We start from the raw sequence: 16,185 nt of genomic DNA on the forward strand, positions 1-16,185 counted from the left end.
AAAGTGCAATGTAATAAATTTACTGGTTTATTTATCATAACACCATGTATTTACGCTATTTGTTAGATTGTTGTATTGCATTTTTATAGCCATACTACGAGTACACCGCCCCGCAGAAGCGCTTCCGCGCCCGGGACGAGGACGAGGTGATCGACGGCATCCGCCGCCTGGGCGAGCTGTACGGCGACCGGCTGCGCCGCGTCTTCCTCGCCGACGGCGACGCCCTGGTGCTGCCCACCCGGCGCCTGCTCGCCTACCTGGAGGCGATCCGCGCCCACCTGCCCGGGGTGCGCCGGGTGTCCAGCTACTGTCTGCCGCGCAACCTGCGCAAAAAGAGCGTGGACGAGCTGCGCGCCCTGCGCGAGGCTGGCCTGTCCCTGGCCTACGTGGGCGCCGAATCCGGCGACGACACGGTGCTGGCCCGGGTGAACAAGGGCGAGACCTTCGACACCACCCGGGAGGCCCTGGACAAGCTCGGCGCGGCTGGCATCACCCGCTCGGTGATGCTGCTCAACGGCCTGGGCGGCCCGGCCTTCTGGCAGCAGCACGCCGACAATTCGGCCCGGCTGATCAACGCCACCCAGCCCGAATTCCTGGCCACCCTGGTGGTGAGCTTTCCCCAGGGCGAGGAGCGCTTCCGTGCCGGCTTTCCGGAATGGCAGCCCCTGGATCTGCCAGGTCTGCTGGCGGAAATGGAGCGCCTGCTGGCAGGGCTGGAACTCAAACGTACCGTCTTCCGCAGCGATCATGCGTCCAACTGGCTTGTATTGAAGGGCAACCTGCCGGTGGACAAGGCGCGGCTGCTCGCCCAGGTGCGCAGCGCCCTGGCCACGCCGGAAACGGCGCCGCTACGCCCCGCCTGGGCCCGGGGGCTGTGACGATGGGTGCCCCCGCGACCGGCAACGTCGCCGACGCCGACCCGGCCACCCGCGCCGCACCGCTGCGCACCCTGGCCGACCGGGTGCGCCAGGTGGCCCTGTTCGAGGTCTTCGGCCTGGTGCTCATCACCCCGGGCTTTTCCTGGGCCAGCGGTACGCCGCTGCTCGACTCGGTGGGCCTGCTCGCCGTGCTCGCCCTGGTGGCGGCCCTGTGGAACGGCCTCTATTGCACCGCCTTCGACCGGCTCGAATGGCGCCTGGCCCGGCGCCAAGCGGACCGGCGCCCGACGGTGTGGCGCCTCGTCCATGCCCTGGGCTTCGAAGGCGGCCTGCTCGTCCTTACCCTGCCGATCATCGTCGCCTGGACCGGCCTCGCCTGGTGGCCCGCCCTGGTGGCCGACATCGGCCTGGCCCTCACCTACACGGCCTACGCCTACCTGTTCAACCTGGCCTACGACCGGGTCTTCCCCATTCCTGCGCCCCGGGCCGCCGCCACGGCGACGCCAGGGCTTCTGGCGGACACTAACGCCGCGCCGGCTACCTCCGCTTCGGACGACACTCCATGACCGCCTCCCTCCCCGTGCCCCCCGCCGCCGCGCTGGGCGCCATCGGCACCTTGCACGCCGCTGCCGACCTGTCCCGCCTCAACACCCTGGCCCTGCCGGCCACGGCCGCCCAATTGCTGACGGTGACTGCGCCGGCCCAGTTGCAGGCCCTGCACCGCGCCCTGGCCGCCGATCCCGTCTTGGCCGCCCTGCCCCGCTTCGTCCTCGGCGGCGGCAGCAACCTGGTGCTCACCGGCGACTTCCCCGGCCTGGTGCTGAAAATGGCCATCCCCGGCCGCGAACTGGTGGGCGAGGACGCCGACGCCTGGTACGTGGCCGGCGGCGCCGGCGAGAACTGGCACGACTTCGTGCTGTGGACCCTGCAAGCCGGCTACCCGGGCCTGGAAAACCTGGCCCTCATCCCCGGCACCGTGGGGGCCGCCCCCATCCAGAACATCGGCGCCTACGGCCTGGAAGTGGCCGAGCGCCTGCACCGGGTCGAAGCCGTCGATCTGGAAACCGGCGAGGAACGCACCTTCACCCGGGACGATTGCCGCTTCGCCTACCGGGACAGCCTGTTCAAGCAGCAGGGCTGGCACCTCACCGGGCGCATCGCCATCACCCGGGTCGTGTTCCGCCTGCCCAAGGCCTGGCAGCCCATCGTCCGCTACGCCGACCTGGCACGCTGGCTCGAAGAACGGGGCCAATCCACCCCTACGCCTACCCAGGTGGCCGAAGCCGTCATGGCCATCCGCCGCGCCAAGCTGCCCGACCCGCTGGCGGTGCCCAACGCCGGCAGCTTCTTCCACAACCCGGTGGTGGACGCCGCCACCGCCGAGCGCCTGGCCGCCGCCCACCCGGGCCTACCCCGCTACCCCCAGCCCGACGGCCACATCAAGCTCGCCGCCGGCTGGCTGATCGAGCAATCCGGCTGGAAAGGCAAACACCTCGGCCCCGCCGGCATGTACGAAAAACAGGCCCTGGTGCTGGTGAATCTGGGCGGGGCGAAGGGTGAAGACGTGGTGGCGGTGATGCGGGCCGTGCAGGTGGATGTGGCGGCGAAGTTTGGGGTGGAATTGACGCCGGAGCCGATTTTTCTTTGAGTCTCAGGGAGTGGGGCTTGATAAGCTATGAGGCGGCACTTCTCCTCGGGCGGAGTTTGTTGTTTTAGCACTAGCTTCTACGCCTGACGGACGGGGGGCTTGTTTTTCTGCCACTACTTCAAAGTTGTCAAACGAAAAACTGTTTATCAGGTTGATGTCCTGTTAAATATCTGGCTAGGTTTCATCTGTTGCAGAATGAAATTCATCGTAGATTTCCTTCAGTGTTTTACCATTGAATGTCCAATGGGGTGAAGGTTGAATGGCGTAGTCATCCGCAAGGCCAAGTATTTTGCGTGTGGCAGCTGTCAGTGAACATACGGCATCGTTGAAGTTCACCTTCTTCTCTGTAATGACAGTGGCTTCATATTGCCCGTCCTTGGATACTAAGACTGATCCATTCGGGATGCCTAGTTCATGAAAGTCCATTCTTGGGCGTCGTGAGTCCTTTAAATTCTGTGCCGATTGTTTGTCTGCCGGTGTTACATCAGAACCAATAGTTTGCTCGACCTGGCTGGTGATGTCTTCAACTTTCAAGAGCTTCAGAATGGCTATCACTCGCTCAGGCTCAATTCTGAAGAACTCACGGTTAGGATTGATTCGACCTGTTCCGAAGGCAAAATGAAGCGCCTTTTCTACTTCTGATGCATCTTTTACTTGGCATGCGAACGCGCAATCGAACGGTACAGGCACTCCTGTTCCATAGAGTTGCTTCATCCGCTCCTCAACTTCAAATTGAGTAGTCATGCCAATTTTTACTAGGCCTGGCATTGCTGGATTTGTCAAAACATAGACAATTTGGGAGTTTGGTTCAGCCATTTGAATTGGGGAATTTTGGTGTTCCAGTTTTTCGAGAAAGGGGCGCTGTGATAAAGTCTAATTATTTGAAACTGGTTATGCTATTTTATCGCCTGATATTTATATGATGAGGGAGTAGATATCTATGTGCGTTCCTGAGCAGTTTGCTTTGTGCCCCCAGCAACATGCATATATGTAAGCCCGTGATTTACCATCTCTAGTAATTTTAATGCAATTTTCACCAATATGATTCCCCTTTTGAGGAACATGGGCTTTGGCTTGAAATGGTATTCCTGCCGAGGTTGATAGATTGGCTGGTCCAGCGTTTTTTAAGTGTTGAAATGCTTCCATAAAAGTTCTCGGATGTTCTATTTGGCCATCATGTGGTTGTATTGTTGGTCTAACCATCGGGTTCTTCAGTAAGAGAAATGATGTAAAGTTGTAAACACCTTATAAGCTAATGCAGGTGTTATGCTAATTGGATTATACGCTAGTCATTTAAGTAATGCTTGTGAGGCTTGAAACTTTCCCTCGGGGCTCGGGGAAATTATCTCTACAGACCTCTAGTTCGCACTACGGCCTCTCAGCTAAACAGGCCGCCAGCCCTTCCACCAATCCCTCCACCATCGCCCCCTGCCTCCCCCGATCCTGCAACAGTAACTCCTCCTCCCGATTCTTCAACATCCCCGCCTCGAACAGCGCCGCCGGCATTGGGCTGTGGGAGATGACGTAGAGGGTGTCGTAGAAGCGCACGCCGTTTTCCTCGTCGGCCCAGGGGCGAGGCGTGCCGGCGGGGGTGGTGCCGTGGTGGGTGGCGGGGACGAAACCGCGCTGGCGCAGGGCGCGGCCCATGGCCGAGGCGCAGGCCAGGCTCTTGGCCAGCTGCGGGTTGCGGTGGGAGACGAAGAAGACGAAGCCTCGGTATTCGTCGGAGTAGTCGAGGTGCCGGCCTTCCCAGGTCCAGGGGATGAGCTTGGAGGGCTGCACCGAATCGTGGTGGATCGAGAGCAGGAAGGCGCTGCCTGCGGCGGCATCGACCCGGGCTTGCAGGCTGTTGCCGTTACCGTTTCTGCTGTTGCCAACACTAGCGCCGCCGTCGTTGGGCACGTCGATCAGGCCGTCGAAATTGACCGGCTGCACGGCGATGCCCCGGCTTTCCAGGGCGGGGCGCAGTACCTGGGCCAGGTTCAGGTTGAAGTCGAATTCGCTGGTGCCCCGGGCGCTGGTGGCGCCGGAGGCGGATAGGGAGTGGCCCACGTCCACCGCCACCCGCAGCGGCTGAGTAGCTGGAGCGGCCGGGGTGGGCGCAGCGGGGAGTGGGGCTGCGGCAGCGGAGGATGTGGCCGGGGCGGCAGATAGGGCTCGATCCGGCGGTTGCCCGGCGCAGCCCGCCAGGCCCAGCAGCGCGGCGCCCAGAAACGCCAGGGCTACAATAGGCCCCCGAACAAGACCGCCTTGCGGTCGGCCCGTCGCGTTGGCAGTGGTCTCGCCCGACGCCGCCTCAAGGCTTGCGCCTACGGTAATGCCCGGTCCCGCCGTCTGCCGTGCCGTCCCCATCCGTTTCACGCCTCCGTCCCGCCACCGACACCCCATGTCCGCCACCGCTCCGCTCCGTTACGTCGTCACCCCCATCGACCCCGCCGGCCACTACTTCGAGGTCAGTTGCACCCTACCCGACCCCAAGCTCCAGGGCCAGCGCTTTAGGCTGCCGGCATGGATTCCCGGCAGCTATATGATTCGGGAATTTGCACGCAATGTGGTCGAAATATCCGCATCGTCGGGCAACGTGCCAGTCAGGCTGACCAAGATCGACAAGCACACCTGGCGCGCCGGCCGGGTGCCCGCCGGCCAACCCCTCACTGTCACCGCCCGCATCTACGCCTGGGATCTGTCGGTGCGCGCCGCCCACCTGGACGAGACCCACGGCTTCTTCAACGGCACCAGCCTGTTCCTGCTTCCCGAGGGCCATGCCGACCGGCCCTGCCAGGTGGAACTGCGCCGGCCGGCGGGGAATGCCTACGCCGCCTGGCGGGTGGCGACCACCTTGCCCCGGGCGAAAAAGGCGGCGAACGGCGCCGAACCCTACGGCTTCGGCGTCTATGAAGCGGCCAACTACGACGAACTGGTGGATCACCCGGTGGAAATGGGCACCTTCACCCTGGCCACCTTCACCGCCGGCGGCGCGCCCCACGACATCGCCATTACCGGCCGCCACGCCATGAGCGCGGCGGACCTGGACCGCCTGTGCGCCGACCTCGCCCGCGTCTGCCAGTGGCAGATCGACCTGTTCGGCGGTGCCCCCGGCAGCGCCGCTCCGGTGGAGCGCTACCTGTTCCTGGTGATGGCCGTGGGCGACGGCTACGGCGGGCTGGAGCACCGGGCTTCCACTGCCCTGATCGCCAGCCGCGACGACCTGCCCCACGGCGTGCCCGCGACTGGCGCCCTGCCCGAGGGCTACCTGCGCTTTCTCGGCCTGTGCAGCCACGAGTACTTCCACACCTGGAACGTCAAGCGCATCAAGCCCGCCGCCCTCACCCCCTACGACCTGGCGGTGGAGAACTACACCCGCCTGCTGTGGGCCTTCGAGGGCTTCACCAGCTACTACGACGACCTGGCCCTGGTGCGCAGCGGCCTCATCGACCAGGCCGCCTACCTGGCCCTGGCGGCCAAGAACCTCACCCAGGTGCAGAAGGGCCCGGGACGGTTGCGCCAGAGCGTGGCCGAATCGTCCTTCGATGCCTGGATCAAGTACTACCGCCCCGACGAAAACAGCGCCAACGCGGTGGTCAGCTACTACGCCAAGGGTGCCGCCATCGCCCTGGGGCTGGACCTCAAGCTGCGCCAGACGAGCGGCGGCGCCGCCAGCCTGGACGACGTGATGCGCCTGCTGTGGCGTCGCCACGGCCAGACCGGGGTCGGCGTGGCCGAGGACGGCATCTTCGCCGCCGTGGCCGAGGTGGGCGGCACGGGCGTGGCCCGCTGGCTGCGCGCCCGGGTCGAGGCGGCCGAAGAACTGGATTTGGCGCCCCTCTTCAAGGGCATGGGCGTGGAATTGACCTGGGATGCGCCGGCCAAGGCCCCCATCCTGGGGATCAAGCTGGAGAGCGGCGCTGCGACGGGCGAAGCCAAAATCGCCGCCGTCTACGCCGACGGCCCGGCCCACGCCGTCGGCCTGTCCGCCGGCGACACCCTGGTGGCCTGGAACGGCCTGCGCGTCACCGGCGCCAACCTGGACAAGCACCTGGCCCGCCACCGGGCCGGCGACACGGTGGCCCTGCACCTGTTCCGCCGCGACGAGTTGTTGGAAAAAACTATTACCCTGGCCGCCCCGGCCGCCGACACCGCCCAGCTCAAACCGGCCCGCCGCGCCGCGCCCTTGGCCCACCTGCGCCGTGCCGACTGGCTGGGCGCTACCCCCCCTACTGCCGAGACCGCCGCATGAGCACGCCCTGCCCTCCGTCCCTGATCGCCTTCGCCGACCCCCTGCCCGCCCCCACCACCGACCGGCCCGCGCCGGAGCGGGTGGTGGGCCCGGCCCCGGCACCCCTGCGCACCACCCGGGAGGCCTACAGCGCCGAGGACGGCGCCATCTCCATGGGCGAATGGTGCTGCGAGCCCGGGGCGTGGAAGATCGCCTTCCACGCCGGGCGGCACGAGTTCTTCCACGTGCTGGAAGGCCGGCTGCGCCTGCTCGACGAGGCCGGCCATGCCAAGGAATTCGGCCCCGGCGACGCCTGCATCATCCCCGCCGGCTTCCGCGGCGAGTTCCACGTGCTGGAGCCGGTGCGCAAGCGCTACGTGATGATCGACCGGCCGGCGGACTGACGCCGCTGCCGGACGCCGCTTAACCCGCGCTCCGGGCCATCGGCCGGAAAGCAAGGCGGGGCGCGGACTTTCACGATGGCATGGTGGAGCGCCGCGCCCCGCCTAGCTCTCCGCGATGCCTGCCTGGAAACGCCCTACTGGCGCGGGGTTTGGCGTGGCGGAATTTACGCTCCCAGCCCCAGGCCGCCCGGCGCGGCCGGGGGCAGCCTGCGCCCCGCGCCCATCCCGCGCTACGGCGCCATCGCACCGCAGCTGCCGTGCATGAGCCGCACACCGGCCCCGCCTCGGCGGCTGCGTATTGCTGGCGTGCATTTGCTGGCGCATTGCCCACGCATTGACAGCGTTTTCCCCCGGGGAGTAAGGTTCGTCCCTCAGCGCCGATTTGATTTCAGCTTGCGGGCGCTCAATAAATACGGCTAAAGCGGGACGCGAAGAAACCCAGTCCTGGCTTGGCCGACTGGGTTTTTTGCTTTACAGGACACCATGAGCACCACGACACCCCCAACCCCTGCCGCCCCGGCCGCCACGGCGCCGGGCTCGGTGGGCGTGGTCGCGCCGCAAAAGGCGGTGTTCGACGCGCCGATCACCCTCTCGTCCGGGGTCACCTTGCCCGGCTTCGAACTGGTCTATGAGACCTACGGCACCCTCAACGCCACGGCCTCCAACGCCGTGCTGGTCTGCCACGCCCTGTCTGGCAGCCACCACGTCGCCGGCGTCTATGCCGACGACCCGAAGAGCCTGGGCTGGTGGGACAACCTGGTGGGCCCGGGCAAGCCCCTCGACACCGACAAGTTCTTCGTCGTCGGGGTGAACAACCTGGGGGGCTGCTACGGCTCCACCGGCCCGATGAGCACCAACCCGGCCACCGGCAAGCCCTACGGCGCCGATTTCCCGGTGGTGACGGTGGAGGACTGGGTCGAGGCCCAGGCGCTCCTGGCCGACCGGCTGGGTGTCCGCACCTGGGCGGTCATCGTCGGCGGCAGCCTCGGCGGCATGCAGGCCCTGCACTGGACCGTGGCCCACCCGGAGCGGGTGCGCCACGCCCTGGTGATCGCCTCGGCGCCCCAGCTTTCGGCCCAGAACATCGCCTTCAACGAGGTGGCCCGCCAGGCCATCCTCACCGATCCGGATTTCCACGGCGGCCACTACTACGAGCACGGCGTGGTGCCGGTGCGCGGCCTGCGCCTGGCGCGCATGGTGGGGCACATCACCTACCTGTCCGACGATCAGATGGGCGAGAAATTCGGCCGGGAGATGAAGAACGGCGGCGAACTGGGCTACAACTACGACGCCGAATTCCAGATCGAATCCTACCTGCGCTACCAGGGCGACAAGTTCACCCGCTACTTCGACGCCAACACCTACCTGATCACCACCAAGGCCCTCGACTACTTCGACCCGGCGCGCAACTGCGGCGGCGACCTGCGCGCCGCCTTGGCCCCGGCCAAGGCCGGCTTTCTGGTGGTGTCGTTCACCACCGACTGGCGCTTCTCGCCGGAGCGCAGCCGGGAGATCGTCTACGCCCTGGTGCACAACGACCGGGACGTGACCTACGCCGAGGTGGAGTGCAACTTCGGCCACGATTCCTTCCTCCTCGACGACCCCCAGTACCACGACGTGGTGCGGGCCTACCTCGACAACATCGCGGTGTGAGGCGGCCATGACGACGACCCAGAACCAATCCCCCCATTCACGCCCCGCCGATACCGCCGCGGCAGACCCCTACGCCCTGGCCGGCGGTTTCCGCTTCGACTTCGACGTGATCACCGCCTGGGTGGCCGAAGGCGCCCGGGTGCTCGACCTGGGCTGCGGCGACGGCAGCCTGCTCAAGCACCTTGGCGCGGCACGCCGGGTGCGCGGCTACGGCGTGGAGATCGCCCCGGCCCAGGTGACCGCCTGCGTCCGCAACGGCATCAACGTCATCCAGACCGACCTGGAGCGCGGCCTGGCCGGCTTCGAGGACGACTTCTTCGACCACGTCATCATGTCCCTGTCGTTGCAGACGGTGCACCACACCGAGCAGATGCTGCGCGAGATACTGCGCGTCGGCCGGGAGGCGGTGGTGTCGATCCCCAACTTCGGCTACCACCAGAACCGGGCGGCCATCGCCGCCGGGCGCATGCCGGTGTCCGACTACCTGCCCTACCAGTGGTACGACTCGCCCAACGTACGCTTCTTCACCATCGCCGACTTCGAGGCCCTGTGCGACAAGCTGGGCATCGCCGTGCGCGAGCGGCGCGCCTTCGCCGCCGGCCAGCCGGTGGCCGACGATCCCAACCTCAACGCCGACGTGGCCCTGTACCGCCTGGGCCGCCTCAACTGGGCGGTGTGACGCGGTAGGCGCCGCGGCCGTCGTTGGCGGCGGACGTGAAAAAGCCGGCCTTTCCAGGCCGGCTTTTTCGTTGGTGCAGTTTCGCCGTTGCTACCGAAGCTGCCGACGCACGGCTCAGGCCACCTTGAGGGAGCGCTTGGTTTCGCGCATCGAGCCGGTGTCCCGGGCACGGGTGTGCCAGGACAGCGCCTCTTCAAGGATGTGCGGGGTGTGGCCGCCGCGCAGGCAGGCCCGCTCGAAGTAGTCGGACAGGGGCTCGCGGAAGTCCGGATGCACGCAGTTGGCGATGATGGTGCGGGCCCGTTCCCGGGGCGCCAGGCCGCGCAGGTCGGCCAGGCCTTGCTCGGTGACCAGGATGTCCACGTCGTGCTCGGTGTGGTCCACGTGGCTGACCATGGGCACCAGGCTGGACAGCTCGCCGTTCTTGGCCACCGACTTGGTGGCGAAGATCGACAGGTAGCCGTTGCGGGCGAAGTCGCCGGAGCCGCCGATGCCGTTCATCATGTGGGTGCCATAGACGTGGGTGGAGTTCACGTTGCCGTAGATGTCGGCTTCCAGGGCGGTGTTGAGGCAGATCAGGCCGAGGCGGCGCACCACCTCGGGGTGGTTGCTGACTTCCTGGGGGCGCAGCACCAGCTTGTCGCGGTAGCGCTCCTGGTTGGCGAACACCTCCTTGCCCCGTTCGGCGGACAGGGTGATCGACGAGCCCGAGGCGAAGTCCAGCTTGCCGGCGTCGAACAGGTCGAAGGTGGAATCCTGGAGCACCTCCGAGTACATGGTCAGGCCGTAGAAGGGGCTGTCGGCAAAGCCGGCCAGGACAGCGTTGGCGATGGTGCCGATGCCGGCCTGGAGCGGTTGCAGCGACGGCGTCAGGCGGCCGTGGCTGACCTCGTGGGCGAAGAAGTCGATCAGGTGGGCGGCGATGGCGGCGGTCTCTTCGTCCGCCGGCTGGATGTTGGCCGGGCTGTCGGCCTTGTCGCTGATGACGATGGCGACGATCTTCTCCGGCGGGATGGCGATGGCCGGGGTGCCGATGCGGTCCGACACCCAGGTCAGGGGCAGCGGGTCCCGGTTGGGGCGGCGGCCGGGAATCCAGATGTCGTGCAGGCCTTCCAGGGCCAGGGGCTGGCTGACGTTGATCTCGACGATCACCTTCTCGGCCAGGATGGCGAAGCTGGCGGAGTTGCCCACCGAGGTGGTGGGCACGATGGCGCCGTCCTCGGTGATGGCGGCGGCTTCGACGATGGCCAGGTCGATCGGGCCGATCTGGCCGGTGCGCAGCAGCTCGACGGTTTCCGAGAGGTGCTGGTCCACGAACATCACCTCGCCCCGGTTGATCGCGCCGCGCAGGGTGGCGTCGGACTGGAAGGGGATGCGCCGGGCCAGGGCGCCGGCTTCGGTGAGAATCTTGTCCAGGTCGTTGCCCAGGGAGGCGCCGGTGATCAGGTCGATCTTCAGCGGCGTGTGGCGGGCCCGCTCGGCGATGGCCACCGGCACCACCTTGGCGTCGCCGGAGCGGGTGAAGCCGCTCATGCCCACGGTCATGCCGTCCTTGACCCAGGCGGCGGCGGCCTCCGGGGTGGTGATCCGCTCGCGCAGGCGCGGCAGGCGGATGCGGGCATTCAGGACGTCCTCGGCAAGGGTCGGGGGCAGGGCTTGGGGCATTACGGTTTCCTCCATCGTGGCCCGGGGGGTCAGGGGTTCAAACTAAACGTAATCCATAATTACAACATAAGCTAAGTGTCTAAGAAAACAGGTCTTATATATTACTTAATAGTAAATCGCTTGGCCCGGGCGGCGTTTTGCCGCGCCCGGCGGAAACCCTTGCCAGGCAAGGGTTTCGGCGTGGCGCGGTGCAGCCGGCGCGACGATGCGCCCTTCCCCTGCCCGGCCCGATGTGCGACCCTTCCGGGCGGTCCGGCGCCGTTATGCGGCTGCGGCCGCCGCGCGGTGCGGCCTTAATGTGGCTCCGGCTGTGGCCCCGGCGCGCGCCCGGCATTGGCTGTCGGCGCGGCGTGAATTTCCGCCGCCCACGGCCTGCTGTCCGCCCTTGTTTCTGGCCTGCCCGGTTCCGCTCGCTCCCGATAACTTCAATAACCCGCTCCCCGTGATCCGCCCTGCCCTGCCGTCCCGCGCCCGCTGCCCCGATGCGTCCTCCCCCGTGGGGGCGCGCTGATGGTCGGCCGTCACCACATCGGCCGCGCCTGGCGGCTCCTCGCCATCCTCATCCTCGGCTTCGCTTCCGGGTTGCCCCTGGCCCTCACCGGCCAGGCCATGCAGGCCTGGCTGACGGTGGATGGGGTCGATCTGGCCACCATCGGCTTCTTCGGCCTGGTGGGCATTCCCTACACCTTCAAGTTTCTCTGGGCGCCCCTGATGGACCGCTTCGAGCTGCCCTGGCTGGGGCGGCGGCGCGGCTGGCTGGCCCTGACCCAGTTCGCCCTGGGCGGGCTGCTGTGGTGGATGGCGACCCTGTCGCCGAGCGCCACGCCCCAGCTGTTCGCCCTGGCGGCGGTACTGGTGGCCTTTCTCTCGGCGTCCCAGGACGTGGTGGTGGACGCCTACCGCACCGACCTGCTGCCGGAAGAGGAGCGGGGCCTGGGGGCCTCGGTGCACGTCTTCGCCTACCGGCTGGCGATGATCCTGTCCGGCGGCATCGCCCTCATATGGGCCGGCCAGTGGCAGTCCTGGCCCCGGGTGTACGGGGTGATGGGCACCATCCTGATGGTCTGCGGCGCCCTGTCCCTGACCCTGTTGCCCCGGGTGGCGGGCGTCTCCAAGCCCCTGGATTCGGACCCGCGCCGCGAGCTGCTGGGCTTTGCCGCCATGATCGCCGGGGTGGTGGCGGGCTACGCCGTGGCGCGCCAGGCCCTGGTGCTGGCGGGCCTGGACCCGAACGACGCCAACAAGTGGATCCAGCTGCTGTTCGTCCTGGCCGAGATCGCCTGCACCCTGCCGCTGGCCTACTGGCTCGCCCGGCGCACCGGCTTCGAGACCCTCAACCGCTCCCTGAACAGCTACTTCGCCCAGAACGGGGCGGCGGCCTTTCTGGTGCTGATCATCCTCTACAAGCTCGGCGACGCCTTCGCCGGCAGCCTGACCACGCCCTTCCTGATCAAGGGCATGGGCTTCTTGCAGGAAGAGGTGGGCATCGCCAACAAGGTGATCGGCATCTGGCTGACCATCCTGGGCGCCTTCGTCGGCGGCCTGATCATGACCCGCCTCAGCCTGTACCGGGCCTTGCTGGTGTTCGGCCTGCTGCAACTGGCCTCCAACTTCGGCTTCTACGCCCTGGCCCTGCTCGGCAAGGGTGCCTGGGGATCGGTGCAGGTGCCGGCCTTCGACTGGGGCATCGTCGCCCTGCACACCCCGGCTGCCCTGGACTGGCTGCTGCTCACCGTGATCGCCGGCGAGAACATCACCGGCGGCATGGGCACGGTGGCCTTCGTTGCCCTGCTGATGGCCCTGTGCAACCAGCGCTTCTCGGCCACCCACTACGCCTTGCTGTCGGCCTTCGCCGCCGTCGGGCGCATCTACGTGAGCCCCCTGTCCGGCGTGCTGTCCGAATCCATCGGCTGGCCCGCCTTCTTCCTCTTCTCCATCGCCATCGCCGCGCCGGGGGTGGTCATGGTCTGGTGGATGCGCCAAGCCCTTACCGCCCTGGTCCGTCCGGTGCTGCCCGCCGGCGCCGACGACTGAGCCGACGACTGAGCCGACGACTGAGCCGACGACCGAGCCGATTCACGAACCGCATTTTTCACCGCCACGCCTTCATGTCCGCAACTGCCCTGCTCGACGCTGCCCGGGAGCTGTCCGCCGCCCTGGCGCCCCTGCCCTTCTCCGCTCCGGTGACCCACGTCTACAATCCCCTAGAGTACGCTTGGGCGCCCTTCGAGGCCTACGTGCGCCGCTACGGCGAAGGGAACAAGCGGGTGGTCTTCCTCGGCATGAACCCGGGGCCCTTCGGCATGGCCCAGATCGGCGTGCCCTTCGGCGAGATCGCCGCGGTGCGCGACTGGCTGGGCATCACCGCCCCGGTGGGCAAGCCGGCGCACGAGAACCCGAAGAAGCCGGTGGAGGGCTTCGCCTGCAAGCGTTCCGAGGTGAGCGGGGCGCGGTTGTGGGGCCTCTTCCGCGAGCGCTTCGGCACGCCGGAAGCCTTCTTCGCCGAGCATTTCGTTGCCAACTACTGCCCCCTGGCCTTCTTCGCCGAGGGCAAGAACGTCACCCCGGACAAGCTGCCGGCCAGCGAGACCGCCCCGGTCACCGCCGCCTGCGACGCCCACCTGCGCGCCGTGGTCGAGGCGGTGCAGGCGGACTGGGTGATCGGCATCGGCGCCTATGCCGAGGCCCAGGCGGTGCGCGCCCTGGCGGGGATGGGGGTGAAGACGGGGCGCATCCTGCACCCCAGCCCGGCTTCGCCGGCAGCCAACCGGGGCTGGGCGCCCCAGGCGTTGGCCGAACTGGTGCGCCAGGACATCTGGCCGGCCTGAGCAGGACGGGGCCGAGGCACCAAAGGGCGTGGCGCGGGCAGTCGCTCTACGCGGGGCTGCCGATGCTGGCGATGAGGGAATGAGGTGCGCGCCCGCTAGGCTGCGGGCGCGACGAATTGCGACGAGTTCGCTGCGGGGGTGGAGCGCCCTGAAGAAAGCTGGCGGCCTTAGCTGCCGAAGAAGCCGGACAGCCGGGTGCGCAGGCTGCGCCCCAGGGTCCACAGGGCCAGGCCGCGCTTGCCCCAGCGCCACAGACGGCGGGGGCGCAGGATCACCAGGGCGGCCACGGCGGCGCCGATCAGCCCGGGGTGGTCGCGCAGGCCGCGTACCCGCCCGGCCAGGCCGTCCACCTTGTCCAGGGCGTTGGCCAGGGGCTGGGCCTGGTCGGCGATGCGGCGGCGTTGCAGGTCGATTTCCGATTGCAGCCAGCCACGTCGCATGGCCAGTTCGAGACGGCGTTCGTTCATTCCCGCTCCGGTGTCCCCGTTCCCGCTCAGTCCCGGCCGCGCAGGCGGCGCAGGTCTTCGCGCAGTTCGGCCAGGCTGTGGGCGAACAGGGGCGAGCTGCGCCGCGCCACTTGGCGGAAGCGCCAGGCGAACAGGGCGAAGGCGGCGAAGGCGAGCACGGTGAGGCCGCCCAGGACGGCGATACGATTGTCCCAGAAGGCCGCCACCACCAGGGCGATGGCCAGCACCACGCCGAGCAGCAGGGTGAATACGGCGCCGACGGTGAGGGCGAGCAGGGAGAAGACGCGCAGCTTTTCTTCTTCCACCTCGGTGGCGAGGAGTTCCAGGCGCGTGTGGGCGGTGGCGACGAAGGTCGCCAGGAGTCCCTTCAGGGACGTGAAAAGCCCGGAGTGGCCGGCGGCCTCCTCCGGGCGGGTGGCGTCACCCATGGTGCGGTGCGTGGCGCTGGGCGGCTTAACGGCGGCCGATCAGCACGCCGATCACCAGGCCCACGGCGGCGGCGACGCCGACGGCCTTCCACGGATGGTCGTGGACGAAGTCGTCGGTGGCGCGGGCGGCGGCCTTGGTGGTGTCGATCAGGGCGGCTTCGGCGTCGGCCAGGCGCACCTTGGCGTCGCGCAGGCGGTCCTGGATGCGGGTGCGCAGCTCGGCGGCCTTTTCGCCGGCCTGGCTGGCGGTGGCCTTGAGCAGTTCTTCGGCGTCGGCGACCACGACCTTGAGGTCGGAAACCAGTTTGTCTTTGGAGAGTGCGGTGTCTTGAGCCATGGCGAACCTCGTTATGATGGAGACAAATACTGAGTTGACGTTAATCGCTCCCCCGGGGAATTGCAACGCGAAACCGTGGTGAAACGGTGCGTTCCCCGTGACCGTCGGTAACGGTCGGCGAGCCGTCAGGCGGGGGCGACGTCGTAATCGAGGGTGAGCGGAGCGTGGTCGGAGAAGCGGCTGTCCACCCAGATTTCGGCGTGGTGGGCGGCCGCGGCCAGTCCGGGCGTGGCGATCTGGTAGTCGATGCGCCACCCCACGTTCTTGGCCCAGGCCTGGCCCCGGTTGGACCACCAGGTGTAGCGCTCCGGGCGCGGGTCCACGCAACGGAAGGCGTCCACCCAGCCGCCCTGGTCGAACAGGGCCGACAGCCAGGCCCGCTCCTCGGGCAGGAAGCCCGAGTTCTTCTGGTTCGACTTCCAGTTCTTCAGGTCGATTTCCTTGTGGGCGATATTCCAGTCGCCGCACACCACCACCTCCCGCCCGTCGCGCTTGGCCCCGGCCATTAGCTCGGCCAGCACCGGGGCGAACTCGGCCATGAAGGCGAACTTGGCCTGCTGTCGCTCTTCCGAGCTGGAGCCGGAGGGCAGGTACAGGGAAACCACGGTGAGCTTGCCGAAATCGGCGCGCAGGTAGCGGCCCTCGGCGTCGAAGCCGGGGTGGCCGATGCCCTCCACCACCCGGTCGGGCTCGCGCCGGCTCCACAGGCCTACGCCGCTGTAGCCGCGCTTTTCGGCGCAGTGGTAGTAGGCGTGGTAGCCCGGGGGGGCGAGCATGTCCGGGGACAGGTCGGGAATCTGGGCCTTGAGCTCCTGGAAACAGAAGATGTCGGCGCCGTGGGTGGCGACCCAGTCGGGGAAGCCCTTGCTCCAGGCGGAGCGGATGCCGTTGAGATTCAGCGAGACGATGCGTAACATGGCGCGATTAGTGGTTTTTGAGCAATTTTCCCCGTTACGGCTGCGTTTTTCGCGGCGTCGGGGGC

Annotated in this window: 15 protein-coding genes and 1 pseudogene; 9 read left to right on the top strand and 7 right to left on the bottom strand. The window is 67.3% G+C overall.

What is annotated here, in order from left to right; all coding sequences use genetic code 11:
- Positions 1-122: 122 nt before the first annotated feature.
- From V7Z98_RS05190 to murB, 3 genes and pseudogenes are all read left to right on the top strand, one after another.
- A pseudogene (locus tag V7Z98_RS05190) lies at positions 123-878 on the top strand (radical SAM protein); the annotation flags it as partial.
- A gap of 2 nt (positions 879-880) precedes the next feature.
- Positions 881-1,444 carry a PACE efflux transporter gene (locus V7Z98_RS05195; RefSeq protein ID WP_334157235.1) on the top strand — a complete coding sequence of 188 codons (564 nt, stop codon included), beginning with the start codon at positions 881-883 and terminating at the stop codon, positions 1,442-1,444.
- Entirely contained in the window at positions 1,441-2,526 is a 1,086-nt protein-coding gene (murB, locus tag V7Z98_RS05200) for a UDP-N-acetylmuramate dehydrogenase (RefSeq protein WP_334157236.1), read from the top strand. Before V7Z98_RS05195 ends, murB begins: the two co-directional genes overlap by 4 nt.
- Before the next feature lie 174 nt (positions 2,527-2,700).
- Here the strand turns inward: murB and V7Z98_RS05205 are convergent, their stop codons facing one another.
- Positions 2,701-3,342, bottom strand: a complete 642-nt coding sequence (locus V7Z98_RS05205) for a GIY-YIG nuclease family protein (protein ID WP_334157237.1) — start codon at positions 3,340-3,342, stop codon at positions 2,701-2,703.
- Positions 3,343-3,894: 552 nt separating this feature from the next.
- The gene (locus V7Z98_RS05210; RefSeq protein WP_334157238.1) at positions 3,895-4,578 is read right to left on the bottom strand and encodes an N-acetylmuramoyl-L-alanine amidase family protein; all 684 of its coding nucleotides are present in this window, start codon (positions 4,576-4,578) and stop codon (positions 3,895-3,897) included.
- A 334-nt stretch (positions 4,579-4,912) separates the two neighbouring features.
- Between V7Z98_RS05210 and V7Z98_RS05215 the strand changes: the two genes are divergently transcribed.
- The 4 genes from V7Z98_RS05215 (at position 4,913) to metW (ending at position 9,478) form a co-directional block, all read left to right on the top strand.
- Positions 4,913-6,763 (top strand): M61 family metallopeptidase, encoded by a 1,851-nt coding sequence (locus V7Z98_RS05215; RefSeq protein ID WP_334157239.1) that lies wholly within the window; start codon positions 4,913-4,915, stop codon positions 6,761-6,763.
- A complete protein-coding gene (locus tag V7Z98_RS05220) occupies positions 6,760-7,146 on the top strand; it encodes a cupin domain-containing protein (RefSeq protein ID WP_293260712.1) in 387 nt (128 codons plus the stop codon). The genes V7Z98_RS05215 and V7Z98_RS05220 overlap by 4 nt, the downstream gene beginning before the upstream one ends.
- Positions 7,147-7,629: 483 nt before the next feature.
- On the top strand, positions 7,630-8,799 hold the full coding sequence (metX, locus tag V7Z98_RS05225; RefSeq protein ID WP_334157240.1) for a homoserine O-succinyltransferase MetX: 1,170 nt from the start codon (positions 7,630-7,632) through the stop codon (positions 8,797-8,799).
- Positions 8,800-8,806: 7 nt separating this feature from the next.
- Positions 8,807-9,478 (top strand): methionine biosynthesis protein MetW, encoded by a 672-nt coding sequence (gene metW, locus V7Z98_RS05230; RefSeq protein WP_293260706.1) that lies wholly within the window; start codon positions 8,807-8,809, stop codon positions 9,476-9,478.
- 114 nt (positions 9,479-9,592) lie between these two features.
- On the opposite strand, the gene V7Z98_RS05235 is transcribed toward metW, so the two are convergent.
- Positions 9,593-11,143, bottom strand: coding sequence for an acetyl-CoA hydrolase/transferase family protein (locus V7Z98_RS05235; RefSeq protein WP_334157241.1), 1,551 nt, complete (start codon positions 11,141-11,143; stop codon positions 9,593-9,595).
- Positions 11,144-11,653: 510 nt separating this feature from the next.
- On the opposite strand from V7Z98_RS05235, the gene V7Z98_RS05240 reads away from it, so the two are divergent.
- The gene (locus V7Z98_RS05240) at positions 11,654-13,177 is read left to right on the top strand and encodes an AmpG family muropeptide MFS transporter (protein WP_334157242.1); all 1,524 of its coding nucleotides are present in this window, start codon (positions 11,654-11,656) and stop codon (positions 13,175-13,177) included.
- Positions 13,178-13,251: 74 nt separating this feature from the next.
- Positions 13,252-13,971 carry a uracil-DNA glycosylase family protein gene (locus V7Z98_RS05245; protein WP_334157243.1) on the top strand — a complete coding sequence of 240 codons (720 nt, stop codon included), beginning with the start codon at positions 13,252-13,254 and terminating at the stop codon, positions 13,969-13,971.
- A gap of 167 nt (positions 13,972-14,138) precedes the next feature.
- Here the strand turns inward: V7Z98_RS05245 and V7Z98_RS05250 are convergent, their stop codons facing one another.
- The 4 genes from V7Z98_RS05250 to V7Z98_RS05265 form a co-directional block, all read right to left on the bottom strand.
- Positions 14,139-14,438, bottom strand: a complete 300-nt coding sequence (locus tag V7Z98_RS05250) for a YqjK-like family protein (protein ID WP_334157244.1) — start codon at positions 14,436-14,438, stop codon at positions 14,139-14,141.
- A 26-nt stretch (positions 14,439-14,464) separates the two neighbouring features.
- Positions 14,465-14,866, bottom strand: a complete 402-nt coding sequence (locus V7Z98_RS05255; protein ID WP_293260691.1) for a phage holin family protein — start codon at positions 14,864-14,866, stop codon at positions 14,465-14,467.
- 25 nt (positions 14,867-14,891) lie between these two features.
- Positions 14,892-15,203: a DUF883 family protein gene (locus tag V7Z98_RS05260; RefSeq protein ID WP_293260688.1), complete on the bottom strand. Its 312-nt coding sequence runs from the start codon at positions 15,201-15,203 to the stop codon at positions 14,892-14,894.
- A 125-nt stretch (positions 15,204-15,328) separates the two neighbouring features.
- A complete protein-coding gene (locus V7Z98_RS05265) occupies positions 15,329-16,120 on the bottom strand; it encodes an exodeoxyribonuclease III (protein WP_334157245.1) in 792 nt (263 codons plus the stop codon).
- Between the last annotated feature and the right edge of the window lie 65 nt (positions 16,121-16,185).

Source organism: Oryzomicrobium sp. (assembly GCF_036820405.1).
Taxonomy (GTDB): Bacteria; Pseudomonadota; Gammaproteobacteria; order Burkholderiales; family Rhodocyclaceae; genus Oryzomicrobium.

Coding starts and splice junctions, on each gene's coding strand:
- V7Z98_RS05220 (WP_293260712.1), top strand. CDS start 6,760: ATGAGCACGCCCTGCCCTCCGTCCCTGATCGCCTTCGCCGACCCCCTG.
- V7Z98_RS05245 (WP_334157243.1), top strand. CDS start 13,252: ATGTCCGCAACTGCCCTGCTCGACGCTGCCCGGGAGCTGTCCGCCGCC.
- V7Z98_RS05235 (WP_334157241.1), bottom strand. CDS start 11,143: ATGCCCCAAGCCCTGCCCCCGACCCTTGCCGAGGACGTCCTGAATGCC.
- murB (WP_334157236.1), top strand. CDS start 1,441: ATGACCGCCTCCCTCCCCGTGCCCCCCGCCGCCGCGCTGGGCGCCATC.
- V7Z98_RS05195 (WP_334157235.1), top strand. CDS start 881: ATGGGTGCCCCCGCGACCGGCAACGTCGCCGACGCCGACCCGGCCACC.
- metX (WP_334157240.1), top strand. CDS start 7,630: ATGAGCACCACGACACCCCCAACCCCTGCCGCCCCGGCCGCCACGGCG.
- V7Z98_RS05205 (WP_334157237.1), bottom strand. CDS start 3,342: ATGGCTGAACCAAACTCCCAAATTGTCTATGTTTTGACAAATCCAGCA.
- V7Z98_RS05250 (WP_334157244.1), bottom strand. CDS start 14,438: ATGAACGAACGCCGTCTCGAACTGGCCATGCGACGTGGCTGGCTGCAA.
- V7Z98_RS05240 (WP_334157242.1), top strand. CDS start 11,654: ATGGTCGGCCGTCACCACATCGGCCGCGCCTGGCGGCTCCTCGCCATC.
- V7Z98_RS05260 (WP_293260688.1), bottom strand. CDS start 15,203: ATGGCTCAAGACACCGCACTCTCCAAAGACAAACTGGTTTCCGACCTC.
- V7Z98_RS05265 (WP_334157245.1), bottom strand. CDS start 16,120: ATGTTACGCATCGTCTCGCTGAATCTCAACGGCATCCGCTCCGCCTGG.
- metW (WP_293260706.1), top strand. CDS start 8,807: ATGACGACGACCCAGAACCAATCCCCCCATTCACGCCCCGCCGATACC.
- V7Z98_RS05215 (WP_334157239.1), top strand. CDS start 4,913: ATGTCCGCCACCGCTCCGCTCCGTTACGTCGTCACCCCCATCGACCCC.
- V7Z98_RS05255 (WP_293260691.1), bottom strand. CDS start 14,866: ATGGGTGACGCCACCCGCCCGGAGGAGGCCGCCGGCCACTCCGGGCTT.